Origin of the sequence: Polaribacter sp. WD7 (genome assembly GCF_003335085.1) — a bacterium.
Taxonomy (GTDB): Bacteria; Bacteroidota; Bacteroidia; order Flavobacteriales; family Flavobacteriaceae; genus Polaribacter.
Window position 1 is genome coordinate 46,823 of sequence record NZ_QPEJ01000018.1, and the last position, 14,767, is coordinate 61,589.

Consider the following 14,767-nt stretch of genomic DNA (forward strand, 5'->3'; position numbering starts at 1 on the left):
GTTTAATTTCTAATAGTTAAAAATCTAAAAATAGAATATTGGTAAATGTATTTATTTTCAGTGGTTTTAAAAAATTGCTTTTTCGTACTTTTGCTGTTCAAAAATCAGTCCACAAAATAGAGAAACGCATGAGTGCACCAAAAAGATACACAATTACTTCAGCATTACCTTACACTAATGGTCCAATTCATATAGGCCATTTAGCAGGTGTTTACGTTCCTGCAGATATTTATGCTCGTTATTTACGTGGTATTGGTAAAGATGTTGCTTTTATTGGAGGTTCTGATGAGCATGGAGTTGCCATACCTATGAGGGCTAAAAAAGAAGGTGTTTCTCCTAAAGACATTATAGATAAGTATCATACTATTATTAAAAAATCATTTGAAGATTTCGGGATTTCTTTTGACAACTATTCTCGTACATCTGCAGAAATTCATCATAAAACTGCATCAGAATTTTTTACAAAATTATATAATGATGGTGAGTTTGTAGAAGAAGTTACAGCACAGTTGTATGATGCAGAAGCAGATCAGTTTTTGGCTGATAGATTTGTTGTAGGTACTTGCCCAAAATGTGGTTTTGAAGAAAGCTACGGAGATCAATGTGAAAACTGTGGAACATCTCATAACGCCACAGATTTAATTAACCCAAAATCTGCAATTACAGGTAATGTGCCAACTGTAAAAGAAACCAAACACTGGTTTTTACCTTTAGATAAGCACGAAGCTTTTTTAAGAGAATGGATTTTAGAAGGGCATAAAAAAGATTGGAAACCTAATGTTTACGGACAAGTAAAAAGTTGGGTTGAAGATGGTTTGCGTCCAAGAGCTGTAACCAGAGATTTAGATTGGGGAATTCCTGTTCCTGTTGAAGGTGCAGAGGGTAAAGTGTTGTATGTTTGGTTTGATGCGCCAATTGGATATATTTCATCAACCAAAGAATGGGCGGCAAGAGAAGGTAAAAATTGGGAAGATTATTGGAAAAAAGACGATACCAAAATGGTACACTTTATTGGTAAAGACAATATTGTGTTTCATTGTATCATTTTTCCATCAATGTTAAAAGCACATGGTGATTATATTTTGCCAGAAAACGTACCTGCCAATGAGTTTTTAAATTTAGAAGGCAATAAATTATCAACTTCTAAAAACTGGGCAGTTTGGTTGCATGAGTATTTAGAAGAATTTCCAAATCAGCAAGATGTCTTACGTTATACCTTAACAGCAAATGCACCAGAAAGTAAAGACAATGATTTTACTTGGAAAGATTTTCAAGCAAAAAACAACAACGAATTGGTTGCTATTTTTGGTAATTTTATCAATAGAGTTGTAGTTTTAACTAATAAATACTACTCGGGAATTGTTCCAGCTCCAAATAACTTTTCAGAAGTTGATGAAGATGTTTTAGCTGCTGTAAAAGAATTTCCAAACACAATTGGTAAATCTATAGAGAGGTACCGTTTTAGAGAAGCTTCTCAAGAATTAATAAATTTAGCTAGACTTGGAAATAAATATTTGGCAGACGAAGAACCTTGGAAAGTAATTAAAGTTGATGAAGAGCGTGTAAAAACGATTATGTATGTGGCACTGCAAATTGCAACTGCTTTAGCGGTTGTTTCTGAACCTTTTATTCCATTTACATCAACAAAGTTAAAATCAATTTTAAATGTCAGTTCGAGTGATTCGACAAAGGAGAATCGTATCGAGAACTCTTGGAACGACGTTACCCAAAAAGATATATTAATTCCTGCAGGTCATCAAATCAATAAAGCAGAATTGCTATTCTCAAAAATTGAAGACAAAACCATTGATGCTCAATTGGCAAAATTAGAAGCTACCAAATTGTCTAATGAACAAGAAAATAAGGTTGTAGAGCCTCAAAAAGAAACAATAGAGTTTGATGATTTTACAAAATTAGACATTAGAATTGGTACTATTTTAGAAGCAGAAAAAGTAGCTAAAACCAAAAAGTTATTAAAACTTAAGGTTAATGTGGGTATAGATACAAGAACTATTGTTTCTGGTATTGCAGAAAGTTTTTCTCCTAAAGATATTATAGGGCAACAAGTTTCTGTTTTAGTAAATTTAGCACCTAGAAAAATAAGAGGAGTAGAAAGTCAGGGTATGATTTTAATGACAGATACTCCTGATGGAAAATTGGCTTTTATAGAACCTGAAAAAATGGTTAAAGATGGGCAACAGGTAAGTTAATGCTAAAAATAGCATACCATCCTATATACAAACACCCATTACCAAAAGGACATCGCTTCCCAATGGAAAAATATGATTTGTTACCGCAACAGTTGTTGTATGAAGGAACATGCAATTCAGAAAATTTTTTTGAACCAAAAATTCCAAATAACAAACATTTTTTCTCGGTTCATGATCCAGAATATTTCTTTGAATTGTTAAACATTACCCTGCCCCAAAAAGCAGCAAGAAAAATTGGTTTTCCGCTATCTGAAGTTCTTATAGAACGAGAAATGATAATTGCAGACGGCACAATAAAAGCTTCAGAATTTGCACTACAATACGGTATTGCCATGAACATAGCTGGAGGTACGCATCATGCTTTTTCTAATAGAGGAGAAGCTTTTTGCATGTTAAATGATCAGGCAATTGGGGCAAAATATCTACAAAACAAAGGTCTGGTTAGTAAAGTGCTTGTTGTAGACTTAGATGTACATCAAGGAAACGGAACTGCAGAAATTTTTGGAAATGACAGTTCTGTATTTACATTTTCTATGCATGGAAAAAGCAATTATCCTTTTGTAAAAGAAAAATCTGACTTAGATATTGCCTTAGAAAACAATACAAAAGATGATAAATACTTATCTACTTTAAAAAATACATTACCTAAATTGATTCTTAAAGAAAAACCAGATTTTATCTACTATTTATGTGGTGTAGACGTCTTAGAAACCGATAAATTAGGAAAACTAGCACTAACTATAGAAGGTTGTAAAGAGAGAGATTATTTTGTATTACAAACTTGTTTTAATAACAAAATACCTGTAATGTGTTCTATGGGCGGTGGCTATTCTAAAGATATTAATATTATTGTAAATGCACATGCAAACACCTTTAGATTAGCTCAAGAAATATACTTTTAATGCCTCATAAGGAGTTTATCTTACATTTCATCGAATTTTCTAACTTCTCATTTATTATTTATCTAATTTTGTGATATCAACTAAACTAAATAAGTTTATTTCTTTTAAGCTCGTAAAAATATTTTTCTCTGAAATACATCAACTTTATTATCGTATGAGTTAAAAAGTTAATAAGATTTAAACTTATTTTGAGTGAACAAAATTATAGTTATCAATTATGAAAAAAATTCTAATACTAGTCCTAACTGCTACACTGTTTTCTTGTGGAGCAACAAAAACCCTAAAAACAAAAAAGAAAACCATAAAAGGAAATTGGACCTTATCAAAAATTACCTACAGTAAAACCGGTAATTATAATGTTACTTTTTTTGGTGATGCCAGCAAAGATTGTTTAGAAGGTAGCTCTTGGAAATTTGTACCAAACAACAACAGTGGTGTGTATACTATTAATGAATCTGGTTGTGTAGCCGGAGAAAGAGAATTTATCTTTGTCATTCAAGAAATAGATGCCAATTCTGGTTACTACGATTTTATGTTGAAACCAAAAAATAATGAAGGCAATTTAGGCTACAGAATAGATTTAAAAGAATTGACAGAAACGGAAATGTTATGGAGACAAAAAATCATTATAGACGGAACTCCATTTTTAATAAATATGAATTTTACAAAACAATAAGATGAGAAAAACAATAAACAAAATAAGTATAGTTGCATTAGCTCTATTAGTTACAGTTTCTTTTAGCAGCTGTGAAGCAACTAAAAATGCAAATAACAAACAAAAAGGTGCTGTAATTGGTGCCGGTGCTGGTGCTCTTTTAGGGGCTATTATTGGTAACAATGTAGGTAACGGTAAAAACAGTAAAATTGGCGCCGTTATTGGTGGCGTTGTTGGTGGTGGCGCTGGAGTTTTAATTGGTAAAAAAATGGACGACCAAGCTAAGAAAATTGAAACTGAAGTACCTGGAGCTGAAGTAGAAAGAGTAGACGATGGTATTGTAGTTACTTTTGATGAAAATAGTGGTGTTTATTTTGATACTAACAAATCTGATATTAATGCAAAGTCTAAAGCAAATCTAGATAAACTAGCTAAGGTTTTCTTAGAATTTCCTGATACTAAAATTGTAGTTGTTGGGCATACAGATAGTTCTGGTAGAGATGATTACAACTTAATTTTATCAGAAAAGAGAGCAAAATCAGTTACTGCGTATTTAATCAATGATGGTGTGGCAGAAAGCAGGTTTGAAACGCTTTGGTATGGAGAAACAAAACCAAAATATGACAACACTACAGCAGAAGGAAGGGCAAAAAACAGAAGAGTAAATTTAGCCATTGTACCTAACGAAAAAATGGTAAAAGAAGCTAAAGTAGAAGCCAACAAACAATAACATTTTACAGTATTTATTTAAATCTCAAAGAGCCATTTTAAAATGGCTCTTTTTTGGGTACAAAACTTTCTATCAAGCTAAAAAATAAAGCTTTTACCAAATATGCTTTTATTTTAGCTTTTCATTTAAAAATAGTATTTTTAAACAATGGACTTTTACGATTTTAAAAATGCTTTTTTAATAGGTTTTTTCATGGCTTTTATGATTGGTCCTGTTTTTTTTATGCTCTTACAAACTAGTATTTTAAAAGGGGCAAGAGCAGCTGTTGTTTTTGATTTTGGTGTTGTTTTAGGAGATATCTGCTTTATTTTAATTGCTTATTTTGGTAGTAAAACATTACTAGAAAAAATTAAAGATGATCCAAGATTATTTTTTATTGGGGGTTTGGTGCTTATTGTTTATGGACTTATTACTTATTTTGATAAACAAAACAAAAAAGAAGCTCTTGAATCTGCCAAAATTTTAGAAGTTCCTATAAAAAACAATTACGTAAAATTATTTTTTAAAGGTTTCTTTTTAAATTTTATCAATGTGGGCGTTTTAGCGGGTTGGCTTGGTATAGTTGTAGTTGTTGGACCTACTTTAGACATGAATCCGAAGTACATACTTTGGTATTTTGCTACCGTAGTTACGAGCTATATAATTACGGATTTTGCTAAAATTTTACTAGCAAAGCAGCTTAAAAAAAAAATGACTCCTTTGGTTATTTATAGATTAAAGAGAATTATGGGGATAATTTTAATAGTCTGTGGCGTTTTTTTAATGCTTAAAGGATTTATTCCCAATGAAAAAATCGATAATTTAATGTATTAATCGTCTTTTAAAATTAAGCATACTTAACAAGTATCATAACAAAAAAGCGAGGTTAAAAACCTCGCTTTTTTGTTTATTAAAAATAAGTTTATTATTTCACCTTAAACACATTATTCTCTAAGTCAATGTCTGCCATTAAACCACTTTTATCTATATAAACAGACTGCACTGGTTTTGAAACCTCAAAAGAATATGTTGGATACGCCCAACCCCAATCTTTTAAAAGAATAGCTTTTGTTGGTTTGTTACCTCTCATCATCTCTAAAGCTACATTAAAATTATCTTTGCTTCCGTCTGTATAAGTTATTTCTATATCTAATGGCATTGGCATTTTACCTATTCTTTCTAAAGTAATGGTTTTTCCTTTTACAGATTTTACTCCATAATCAATAGTGTGCGTTGTTTGTGTCCATTCATTCATATACCAATCTAAATGAATACCAGATACTTTTTCCATAGTACGTTGTACATCATTAGGTGTTGGATGTTTAAAACTAAAGTCCGTAAAATATTTTTTTAATCCTTTAGCTACGTTTTCTTTACCTATTACATATTCTAATTGCGATAAAAAGATATTACCTTTAGAATAACTTGCAATGCTGTACGCTGTATTGGTATTGTATCTGTCTGCATGCGTAGATAACGATTCTTCCATACCGTTTTTTACCACATATTTATATCCTCTGTAAGAACCTTGATGCGGATTTTCATTATTTTTATTTAAAATTTCTTGAGATGCTTTATTAGATATATAGGTTGTAAAACCCTCATCCATCCAAGGGTGTAAACTCTCATTCGATGCTAATAAAAACTGAAACCAAGTATGCGCCATTTCGTGTGCAGTAACTCCAAATAAACTACCAAAATTACGTTTTCCGGTAATTAACGTAGACATTGCATACTCCATACCACCATCACCTCCTTGAATTACGGAATATTGCTTGTAAGGATATTGGCCAACATTTTCACTAAAATAAGTCATTAACTCAACTGTTTTGGGTTGTAAATCTTTCCAGTTTTTTAAATATTTACCATCTAAATCTTTTTTATACAAGAAGTGTAAATCTATTCCGTTTTTCATAGTTACCACATCATGATTATAGTTTGAATCTGCAGCCCACATGAAATCGTGCACGTTAGGTGCTTTAAAGTGCCATGATAATTTTGAAGTTTCCGGAACATTTAGTGGTTTTGTTTTGTCTTCATAACCGTGTCCAATTTCTTGCGGATTTTGTAAATATCCAGAGCCACCTACCGTGTATTTTTTATCAATATGAATGGTTACATCAAAATCTCCCCAAACACCATGAAACTCTCTACCAATATATGGTGGAGTGTGCCAACCTTGAAAGTCATATTCTGCTAATTTAGGATACCATTGAGACATAGACAAAGCTACACCTTCTGCATTATTTCTTCCAGAACGTCTTACTTGCAAAGGTACTTGGGCATCAAAACTCATCTCTAAAACTACACTTTCTCCTGATTTTATGGGTTGATTCAATTCTACCTCTAAAATTGTGCCCACTGTCTTATGAGTTACTTCAGTTCCGTTTTGTTTTAAAGAGTTTACTTTAATGTACCCAATTTCATTAGGTTCTAATTTGCTAATTCTATTTCCTACCCTTTTATCTGGATCTTTAATGTTTAAAGATCTAACGTCCATTTGAGATCCTGGTTGAAAAGCGTTGAAATACAAATGATAAAAAACTCTATCTAAATTATCTGGAGAATTGTTGGTATATACTAATTTTTGTATTCCTTTATACTGATGTGTATCTACATTCATGTCTATATCCATAGTATAGTCTACATGCTGTTGCCAATACGTATTTGATTGTGCTTTTTGAGTAGAAGCAACATTTTTTGTTTGTGCACAGGCAACTAGAAACAAAATTCCACATGCAAAAAATAAAATTTTTTTCATCTTATTATTTTTAAATTATTTTTTTCCTTTTACCATTCTATCTGCCATTTTTAAGGCGTTGTAGGCATTCACTACTCTACCAGAAACAGATAGTTCTGAAAAAGATATCTTTTCATCTTTAGTCCCTGGTTTGATAACGTCAAAATTAATTTTTATCCCAGAGTTCATTAAAATATGTTTTACTTGACTAGCAGTAAGTGCTGGATAATAAGAACGTACCAAAGCGGCTACACCTGCTGCCGATGGTGCTGCCATTGACGTTCCACTAATTGCCTGATACTCGTCTGCAGGAAAAGTAGCATAAATATCTACTCCTGGTGCAAAAACATCGACATTAATTTTTCCGTAATTAGAAAATGTGGCTGGCAAATTTTCGTTATAATTTAAACTCATAGCTCCTATGGTTAGCACATTATCAGAAATTTCGCTAATTAAGTCTTTAGAGTCGTTAGGGTATGTTTTATTTACATCTATATCTTTACCATCATTACCAGCTGCGTTAACAATTAAAACGTCATTTTTTGCAGCATATTTAATGGCTTCATAAACCCACTCTTTGTTTGGTGAAAACCTTTTACCAAAGCTAGTATTGATGATTTTTGCTCCGTTATCTACCGCATACCTAATTCCTAATGCTATATCTTTATCATGCTCATCTCCATCAGGCACAACCCTAACTGCCATAATTTTTACATTTTGAGCAACTCCGTTTACACCTAAATTATTGTCTCTACTTGCAGCAATAATACCAGCAACATGAGTACCATGACTTTCTGAATCTTTGAAACCAATAACGTTGTTATTTCCATAATATTTATCATTAATATCATACAAGTCATCTCCTAAAGATGCTCTCTCGTTAAAGTCTAAATCGTAGTGTTTACCATTTAACTGACCGTCCATATAGTCTTTTAACTGCTTTTTATAATCTTGAAGGCCTTCGGCTGTCATTCCTCTACCCATCATGATGGTAACCATGTTTAATTGGTCTGAAAGTTTGGCATCATCTGTCTTTAAATCTTTTAAATCAGATGCTGTAATACGCTCTTTACCAGCTAGTTTTTTTACTGCTGTAAAAGCCTCTTCTATTTGTAGAATTCTTTCTTCTGTTTTTTTAAGGTTTTCTATTTCCTGTTCTTTTTTATCTACAACGTTTTTAAATTCTTCTTTTAATTTAAGATATTGTTGGTACGCTGCTTTGTCTTTTTCAGAAATTTCTGATGCTTTTTTATCCCCAAATTTTTCGTTTCCTCTTTTTACAATTCTTGTTATTTCTAACTGGTCTTTGTAAATCATTTTGCCAGAAGCGTCTCCTAAAAAATTCCATCCATGAATATCATCTGTGTATCCATTTTTATCATCGTCTATCTTGTTTCCTCCTATTTCTTTTGGATTTACCCAAGCTACGTCTTTTAAATCTTCGTGTTCCACATCTATACCAGAATCTGCTACAGCCACAATAACTTCTACACCTTGTTTATCTGAAATGAAATCGTAGGCTTTAGCTATACTCATTCCTGGTATAGAGTCTGTAAGCAAATCTAAGTGGCTCCATCTTTGCATTTCCTGTTCAGAAAGCGGTGTTGTTTTAGCCGGAATACTTATTACATTTTCTGCTCCTTTAGGAACAGGTATTTTAGAAATAGATTTACAACTTGTTATTATCAAACTCGCAACTGCGGTATATAAAACTGGTTTTATAATTCTCATAATCTACTATATATTAATTAAATATGCCTTTAAATGAATAGGTTTCTTTTAATCTTATTCCTTTTTCTGTATGTTTTACCGTACACAGTTCATGTTGTGCATCGTGTTCTAAAAAAAGGTAAAAGTCTTGGTCTGCAGCCAAATTTAAAAATGCTGATTTTTCTTTTAATGTTAATAAAGGTCTTGTATCATAACCCATTACATATGGCAACGGAATATGCCCTACTGTTGGTAATAAATCTGCCATAAAAACAATGGTTTTGCCTTGGTAACTAATTTTAGGTAACATTTGTTTTTCTGTATGACCATCTACAAATAAGACATCAAAACCTATTTGTTCTTTATAATTGCTATGAATAAACTCTAGTTGACCGCTTTCTTGAATTGGTAGTATATTTTCTGAAAGAAATGAAGCTTTTTCTCTTGGATTGGGTTCTGTAGCCCATTTCCAATGTTTATCATTGCTCCAAACTTTTGCATTTTTAAATGCAGGAACCAATACCCCGTTTTGGTTTCTTTCTATTACACCGCCACAATGGTCAAAATGTAAATGAGTTAAAAAAACATCTGTAATATCATCTCTATGAAAACCATGTTTTTCTAATGATGTATCTAAAGAAAAATCGCCAAAGAGATAGTAGTAGCTGTAAAACTTATCCGATTGTTTGTTACCCAAACCAGTGTCAACCAAAATTAATCGATTTTCATCTTCTATAAGTATAGAGCGCATACTCATATCTATCAAATTATTTTGGTCTGCAGGATTGGTTTTTTGCCAAATAGTTTTAGGTACAACGCCAAACATTGCACCTCCATCTAGCTTAAAATTACCAGTTTCTATAGGATATATCTTCATTCTGTATAATTAACATCATTAAAATTATTTATAAAAATAACAATATGATGATACAAATTATTTTAAATGCTCCTTTTTGAGCACACAGAACACAAAGATGTTGAAAATTATGTGAGATTATGTTAATAAAAAACTAATTATTACACTTAAAATATATCTCGTTTAAGAAGTATAGCTTGGTTTATTTGAAACTCTAACTATTTTAATTTTACTTAAATATTTAGCAGCTCTAATGATTGCAAAAGCACTAATTGCCATTCCTAAAACAACAAATGCAAGTTGATTTTCTAATACAATTTCTGTAAATGTTAATTTATCTGCTGGTAAAATCTGTAAAAACATAACTTTTAGTATTTATAATTTGCTCTTCAAAGGTATTATAAGACTAAAGTTTATTTTATCATTTTTCGATAAAAGACACATTGTTTTCGGTGAATTGTAAATTACAATATATAAATACTTTATTTATGTAATCAACTGAAAAAGAAAAGCTTCAGTAAAACTGAAGCTTTTTGAGGTGTCGAGCGGATTCGAACCGCTGTAACTGGTTTTGCAGACCAGTGCCTAAGCCCCTCGGCCACGACACCATAGTTGTAAAGGATTGCAAATTTACAGTTTTTTAAGTTTACTGCAAGTATTTTTTGTGCTTATCGCTTTTTTGAGAGTATAATAACTACTTCTTCTACGTTTCCTCCAATAGGCGGATTTATTTTTGCAACAGATACAGTGGCTTTTTTAAGCATTTGTATTTCTTTAAAAAAACGATCTAAAATACGTTGTGCAACCTCTTCTAATAATTTAGAACGTATTGCCATTTCTTCTTTTACTATATGGTTTAAATGCACGTAATCTACAGTATCTGTTAAGTTATCTGTTTTGGCCGATTTTTTTAAATCTGCTTTTACCGTTACATCTACTCTATACCAAGAACCAATTTTTGCTTCTTCTTCTAAGCAGCCATGGTTTGCATATAATTTGATGTTATTTACCTGTATTGTACCCATTTATTCTTCTTTTGGAGCTACTTCTATTTTTTCCCACATCTTATCAGAATTTAATCTAAAAGAACCTAAGTGCTCAAAATTACATTGATCTGGTGAAATGATAGATAAAAAAGACTCTTCTTTTTTATTTTTATATAGATGATAGGTTTCGCCAATATTGGGTTCAAAACTAAATTTAGCATTGTACACTAAATCGTTATATTGAAACTTTTGCATCAACTCTTCATATTGCTGCTTTACCTCATCAAATTTAGATTTAAATTGCTTATTTACCCGCTGAATGCCATCATTTTTCCAACTAGCTGTGTTTAGTGGCTTAATTACTGGCGAACTTGCTGAAGTACCATAAGGTTTTAAAGCGGCATCATATTGTTGACTTTCTTCATTAAAGACAACTAAATCTGGTTTTTTATTTTCTTTCTTCATTACCTACAAATTTACTTTTAAAATGATACCTCTTTTTTATGTCTATGCATTATTTACTTCTATCCAATATCCATCTAAATCCTGAAAATAAAACTGTTGTATACCGTCTTTTCTAACATAATCTTTATTTACGGTGTTTGTCCAATCTGAATAGTCTATTTCTAAACTTTCAAGATGTTTTACAAAATCAACTAACGTTGGTGTAGACAATGCAAAATGAACCGCTTTGTTGGTTTTTATTTCTAGATTAGGACGCGGAATAAGGTGCAGCTGTTTGCCTTCTCCTAAAGACAACCATCTGGTTTTAGAATTTGATGCTGTGTTTTTAATTTCTTTTAAATGAAGTACTTTTTTATAAAAAGCAACAGACTCATCAACATTTTTGACAGACAGCGCAATATGATTTAATAAAAAGGAAAGCATACTTTTATTTAACAATACAAAAATACGATAATAAATAAGTACCAAATCTTCCTTTTAGAAAACTTTAACTGGCAAATACGCCCGCGTTAGCGATTGCAGTGACATCACCTGAACTTGTTTCAGAGATAAAACCGAAAGCGCGACCTGAAAGGGAACGCCCTAAAATTAAGAGGTAAAAAAATCAAAAACGTTACTTATTGCACTTGTTTTGGTTTTGTAGAATTCGGTATACGTACAACGCTCGCAAGTTACGCTTGTAAATTTTTGATTCTGAATGTCAAAAATTTTTGATAACGTGCCTCCTGTTGCCCGCATTTGTCCTAGTTTGTATGTTTTAGCATTGCATTTAGGGCAGGTGTAATTTCTTATTTGATTACTCATAATGGGTATTTTTATATATAAGTAGTTCATTTACAACTTTTGTTACAATTCTGGTAAAAACAACTGTTTTATAAACTGCAAACGTTTACCAATTATACAGAAAGTATATGCTACAAAATGAGTAATGTTTTGCAGCGGAAAGCACTCTTAATCGCTTAAATAAACCATAATATTTATGTAATTTCGCATTTCAATTTTAACATGATGTCTGAAGAAACTAAATCGCTCAATTTTATAGAGCATATTATAGAGGATGATTTGGCTAACGGAATGCCAAAAGATAATTTGCGTTTTCGTTTTCCGCCAGAGCCTAATGGATATTTGCATATTGGGCACACTAAAGCCATTGGTATTAGCTTTGGTTTGGGCGAAAAATATAGTGCACCTGTAAACTTGCGTTTTGATGATACTAACCCTGCTAAAGAAGAGCAAGAGTATGTAGATGCTATTAAACGTGATATTAAGTGGCTAGGATATACTTGGGCAAACGAATGTTATTCTTCAGATTATTTTCAGCAATTGTATGATTGGGCAATTTTATTGATTAAAGATGGAAAGGCTTATGTAGATAGCCAAACTTCTGAAGAAATGCGCGTTCAAAAAGGTACGCCTACACAAGCTGGAACTAATAGTCCTTTCAGAAATCGAAGTATTGAAGAAAACTTACAATTGTTTCAATCAATGAAGGAGGGAAAGTTTAAAGAAGGAGAACATACCTTACGTGCAAAGATAGATATGGCATCGCCTAATATGTTAATGCGTGATCCTTTAATGTACAGAATTATGTTCAAGCATCATCATAGAACTGGTAACGATTGGTGTATTTACCCAATGTACGATTGGACTCATGGTGAGAGCGATTATATAGAACAAATTTCGCACTCTTTATGTTCTCTAGAATTTAAACCTCATAGAGAATTGTACAACTGGTTTAGAGATTTAGTTTTTGAATACAGTTCAGATAAATACCCATTACCACCAAAACAACGTGAGTTTTCTCGTTTAAATTTGAGTTATACTATAATGAGTAAACGAAAGTTGCTGAAATTGGTAGAAGAAAACATAGTTTCTGGTTGGGATGATCCTAGAATGCCAACAATATCTGGTTTACGAAGACGTGGTTATACACCAGCTTCTATACGTAGTTTTGTAGAAACTGTTGGTGTTTCTAAGCGAGAAAATGTTATTGATGTTGCTTTATTAGAATTTAAAATAAGAGAAGATTTAAATAAAAACGCTCCTAGAGTTATGGGAGTTTTAGATCCTGTAAAAGTGGTAATTACAAATTATCCTGAAGGTGAAGAAGAAATGCTAGATGCAAGTTATAATGATTATGAAGAAGGTTTTGGAAGCAGAAAAGTTCCTTTCTCAAGAGAGATTTATATAGAAAGAGAAGATTTTAGAGAAGAAGCGAATAAGAAGTTTTTTCGATTAAAATTAGGAAAAGAAGTACGTTTAAAAAACGCTTACTTTATTACTGCTAATAGCTGTACAAAAGATGCTGATGGAACTATTACTGAAATTCAGTGTACCTATGACCCGTTAACAAAATCTGGAAGTGGAACTCCTGAAAGTATGCGTAAAGTAAAAGGAACTTTGCATTGGGTTTCTGTAAAACATGCTGTAAAAGCAGAAGTAAGAGCTTACGATAGATTGTTTTTAGATGAAGCTCCTGATGCCCACAAAGACAAAGACTATATGGATTTTTTAAATCCGAATTCTTTAGAAGTAATTAATGCTTTTGTAGAACCAAGTTTGCAAACTGCAAAAATTGGAGAGCGTTTTCAGTTTCAACGTTTGGGGTATTTTAATGTTGATGATGATAGCACTTCTGAACAATTAGTATTCAACAAAACAGTAGGTTTGCGAGACTCTTGGGGAAATGGAAAAAAGTAATTTAGAATAGTAGCGTACGTTTTGTAATAAATTTAAAGCAGTATTTGTATGGAAAATAATTTTAGTCATAAATCTACCAAAGAGTTAAAAGGTACTTTAAAAATGATGAAAATCATATCTACATCTTTGTCTATTGTTATTTTTGCTCTGTTATCTACTACAATCTATGGTTTAATTGTTAAAGAAAACAATGCTACTTTTTTAGCCTTATTTGTTGTAGGTATTTCATGTGGCGCTATTTTACCACTTCAATTTACCACAATGAAGAAGATTAAAATAGAACTAAAATCTAGAGACCAATAAAATGAAACAACTAATTTTATTGAGTTTAATAATTTTTACCTCTTGCAGTAAAGAACAACAGCAATCTAAAAATGCAGAAATATCTTGCGGTCAATGTCAGTTTAATCTTGAAGGTGAAGGCTGTAGTTTAGCGGTTTGTTTTGATGATAAAGCATATTACGTTACGGGTTTTGATATAGATGATTTTGGCGACGCCCACGATAAACATACCGGTTTTTGTAACGTTGTTAGAAAAGGGAAAGTTACAGGTAAAGTAGAGAACGGTAAGTTTTTAGCAAGTAGTATTGTTTTAGAATAATCCTTAAAAAAAGCAATCAAAAAACCGAAGCCATAAAAAGGCTTCGATTTTTTATGCTAATATGCTAGAAAGAGTCAAACCCTCCACCAGGAGTGTCAATACTTTGTGCTTGAGCTCTTTTAGGATTTAAAATTAAATACGTACCTAAAGAGGTAAGTGCTGCATATTTGCCGTAATTACCTAGTTTTTTTAAAGCTTCTTTTCTTGAAATTTCTTTGTTCTTCTTCTTCATA

At 31.8% G+C, this 14,767-nt stretch carries 17 protein-coding genes and 1 tRNA gene; 8 read left to right on the forward strand and 10 right to left on the reverse strand.

Annotated features, from left to right (window positions below):
- The first annotated feature begins 116 nt into the window (after positions 1 to 116).
- From metG to DUT90_RS09430, 5 genes are all read left to right on the forward strand, one after another.
- Positions 117 to 2,210 carry a methionine--tRNA ligase gene (metG, locus tag DUT90_RS09410; RefSeq protein ID WP_408962311.1) on the forward strand — a complete coding sequence of 698 codons (2,094 nt, stop codon included), beginning with the start codon at positions 117 to 119 and terminating at the stop codon, positions 2,208 to 2,210.
- Positions 2,210 to 3,112, forward strand: coding sequence for a histone deacetylase (locus tag DUT90_RS09415; RefSeq protein ID WP_114426934.1), 903 nt, complete (start codon positions 2,210 to 2,212; stop codon positions 3,110 to 3,112). Before metG ends, DUT90_RS09415 begins: the two co-directional genes overlap by 1 nt.
- Before the next feature lie 217 nt (positions 3,113 to 3,329).
- Entirely contained in the window at positions 3,330 to 3,788 is a 459-nt protein-coding gene (locus DUT90_RS09420) for a lipocalin family protein (RefSeq protein WP_114426935.1), read from the forward strand.
- Position 3,789: 1 nt separating this feature from the next.
- The gene (locus DUT90_RS09425; RefSeq protein WP_114426936.1) at positions 3,790 to 4,497 is read left to right on the forward strand and encodes an OmpA family protein; all 708 of its coding nucleotides are present in this window, start codon (positions 3,790 to 3,792) and stop codon (positions 4,495 to 4,497) included.
- Between the two features lie 147 nt (positions 4,498 to 4,644).
- Positions 4,645 to 5,310, forward strand: a complete 666-nt coding sequence (locus DUT90_RS09430; RefSeq protein WP_114426937.1) for a LysE family translocator — start codon at positions 4,645 to 4,647, stop codon at positions 5,308 to 5,310.
- A gap of 91 nt (positions 5,311 to 5,401) precedes the next feature.
- On the opposite strand, the gene DUT90_RS09435 is transcribed toward DUT90_RS09430, so the two are convergent.
- The 9 genes from DUT90_RS09435 to DUT90_RS09470 all read right to left on the reverse strand — a co-directional run bounded on the left by DUT90_RS09435 (position 5,402) and on the right by DUT90_RS09470 (position 12,037).
- Positions 5,402 to 7,237: a M1 family metallopeptidase gene (locus tag DUT90_RS09435; RefSeq protein WP_114426938.1), complete on the reverse strand. Its 1,836-nt coding sequence runs from the start codon at positions 7,235 to 7,237 to the stop codon at positions 5,402 to 5,404.
- Between the two features lie 15 nt (positions 7,238 to 7,252).
- On the reverse strand, positions 7,253 to 8,947 hold the full coding sequence (locus DUT90_RS09440) for a S8 family serine peptidase (protein ID WP_114426939.1): 1,695 nt from the start codon (positions 8,945 to 8,947) through the stop codon (positions 7,253 to 7,255).
- 13 nt (positions 8,948 to 8,960) lie between these two features.
- Positions 8,961 to 9,803, reverse strand: a complete 843-nt coding sequence (locus DUT90_RS09445; RefSeq protein ID WP_114426940.1) for an MBL fold metallo-hydrolase — start codon at positions 9,801 to 9,803, stop codon at positions 8,961 to 8,963.
- A 162-nt stretch (positions 9,804 to 9,965) separates the two neighbouring features.
- Positions 9,966 to 10,145 (reverse strand): hypothetical protein, encoded by a 180-nt coding sequence (locus DUT90_RS09450; protein ID WP_114426941.1) that lies wholly within the window; start codon positions 10,143 to 10,145, stop codon positions 9,966 to 9,968.
- 173 nt (positions 10,146 to 10,318) lie between these two features.
- Positions 10,319 to 10,390: transfer RNA gene (locus tag DUT90_RS09455), tRNA-Cys, on the reverse strand.
- 60 nt (positions 10,391 to 10,450) lie between these two features.
- The gene (folB, locus tag DUT90_RS13370; RefSeq protein ID WP_181858180.1) at positions 10,451 to 10,807 is read right to left on the reverse strand and encodes a dihydroneopterin aldolase; all 357 of its coding nucleotides are present in this window, start codon (positions 10,805 to 10,807) and stop codon (positions 10,451 to 10,453) included.
- On the reverse strand, positions 10,808 to 11,233 hold the full coding sequence (locus tag DUT90_RS13375) for a DUF2452 domain-containing protein (protein ID WP_181858181.1): 426 nt from the start codon (positions 11,231 to 11,233) through the stop codon (positions 10,808 to 10,810).
- A 42-nt stretch (positions 11,234 to 11,275) separates the two neighbouring features.
- Positions 11,276 to 11,656 (reverse strand): VOC family protein, encoded by a 381-nt coding sequence (locus DUT90_RS09465; protein WP_114426942.1) that lies wholly within the window; start codon positions 11,654 to 11,656, stop codon positions 11,276 to 11,278.
- A gap of 165 nt (positions 11,657 to 11,821) precedes the next feature.
- Positions 11,822 to 12,037 carry a zinc ribbon domain-containing protein gene (locus DUT90_RS09470; RefSeq protein WP_114426943.1) on the reverse strand — a complete coding sequence of 72 codons (216 nt, stop codon included), beginning with the start codon at positions 12,035 to 12,037 and terminating at the stop codon, positions 11,822 to 11,824.
- A gap of 204 nt (positions 12,038 to 12,241) precedes the next feature.
- Here DUT90_RS09470 and DUT90_RS09475 point away from each other — a divergent pair, with 204 nt between their 5' ends.
- The 3 genes from DUT90_RS09475 to DUT90_RS09485 are packed head-to-tail and all read left to right on the forward strand — an operon-like array spanning position 12,242 to position 14,534.
- Positions 12,242 to 13,933 (forward strand): glutamine--tRNA ligase/YqeY domain fusion protein, encoded by a 1,692-nt coding sequence (locus DUT90_RS09475; protein ID WP_114426944.1) that lies wholly within the window; start codon positions 12,242 to 12,244, stop codon positions 13,931 to 13,933.
- A gap of 48 nt (positions 13,934 to 13,981) precedes the next feature.
- Entirely contained in the window at positions 13,982 to 14,236 is a 255-nt protein-coding gene (locus DUT90_RS09480; protein WP_114426945.1) for a hypothetical protein, read from the forward strand.
- A 1-nt stretch (position 14,237) separates the two neighbouring features.
- On the forward strand, positions 14,238 to 14,534 hold the full coding sequence (locus DUT90_RS09485) for a DUF6370 family protein (protein WP_114426946.1): 297 nt from the start codon (positions 14,238 to 14,240) through the stop codon (positions 14,532 to 14,534).
- 64 nt (positions 14,535 to 14,598) lie between these two features.
- On the opposite strand, the gene DUT90_RS13380 is transcribed toward DUT90_RS09485, so the two are convergent.
- Positions 14,599 to 14,766 (reverse strand): hypothetical protein, encoded by a 168-nt coding sequence (locus DUT90_RS13380; RefSeq protein WP_181858182.1) that lies wholly within the window; start codon positions 14,764 to 14,766, stop codon positions 14,599 to 14,601.
- Between the last annotated feature and the right edge of the window lies 1 nt (position 14,767).

Coding starts and splice junctions, on each gene's coding strand:
- DUT90_RS09415 (WP_114426934.1), top strand. CDS start 2,210: ATGCTAAAAATAGCATACCATCCTATATACAAACACCCATTACCAAAA.
- DUT90_RS09445 (WP_114426940.1), bottom strand. CDS start 9,803: ATGAAGATATATCCTATAGAAACTGGTAATTTTAAGCTAGATGGAGGT.
- DUT90_RS09450 (WP_114426941.1), bottom strand. CDS start 10,145: ATGTTTTTACAGATTTTACCAGCAGATAAATTAACATTTACAGAAATT.
- DUT90_RS09420 (WP_114426935.1), top strand. CDS start 3,330: ATGAAAAAAATTCTAATACTAGTCCTAACTGCTACACTGTTTTCTTGT.
- DUT90_RS09475 (WP_114426944.1), top strand. CDS start 12,242: ATGTCTGAAGAAACTAAATCGCTCAATTTTATAGAGCATATTATAGAG.
- DUT90_RS09425 (WP_114426936.1), top strand. CDS start 3,790: ATGAGAAAAACAATAAACAAAATAAGTATAGTTGCATTAGCTCTATTA.
- DUT90_RS13375 (WP_181858181.1), bottom strand. CDS start 11,233: ATGAAGAAAGAAAATAAAAAACCAGATTTAGTTGTCTTTAATGAAGAA.
- DUT90_RS09480 (WP_114426945.1), top strand. CDS start 13,982: ATGGAAAATAATTTTAGTCATAAATCTACCAAAGAGTTAAAAGGTACT.
- DUT90_RS09465 (WP_114426942.1), bottom strand. CDS start 11,656: ATGCTTTCCTTTTTATTAAATCATATTGCGCTGTCTGTCAAAAATGTT.
- DUT90_RS13380 (WP_181858182.1), bottom strand. CDS start 14,766: ATGAAGAAGAAGAACAAAGAAATTTCAAGAAAAGAAGCTTTAAAAAAA.
- DUT90_RS09485 (WP_114426946.1), top strand. CDS start 14,238: ATGAAACAACTAATTTTATTGAGTTTAATAATTTTTACCTCTTGCAGT.
- folB (WP_181858180.1), bottom strand. CDS start 10,807: ATGGGTACAATACAGGTAAATAACATCAAATTATATGCAAACCATGGC.
- DUT90_RS09440 (WP_114426939.1), bottom strand. CDS start 8,947: ATGAGAATTATAAAACCAGTTTTATATACCGCAGTTGCGAGTTTGATA.
- DUT90_RS09430 (WP_114426937.1), top strand. CDS start 4,645: ATGGACTTTTACGATTTTAAAAATGCTTTTTTAATAGGTTTTTTCATG.
- DUT90_RS09435 (WP_114426938.1), bottom strand. CDS start 7,237: ATGAAAAAAATTTTATTTTTTGCATGTGGAATTTTGTTTCTAGTTGCC.
- DUT90_RS09470 (WP_114426943.1), bottom strand. CDS start 12,037: ATGAGTAATCAAATAAGAAATTACACCTGCCCTAAATGCAATGCTAAA.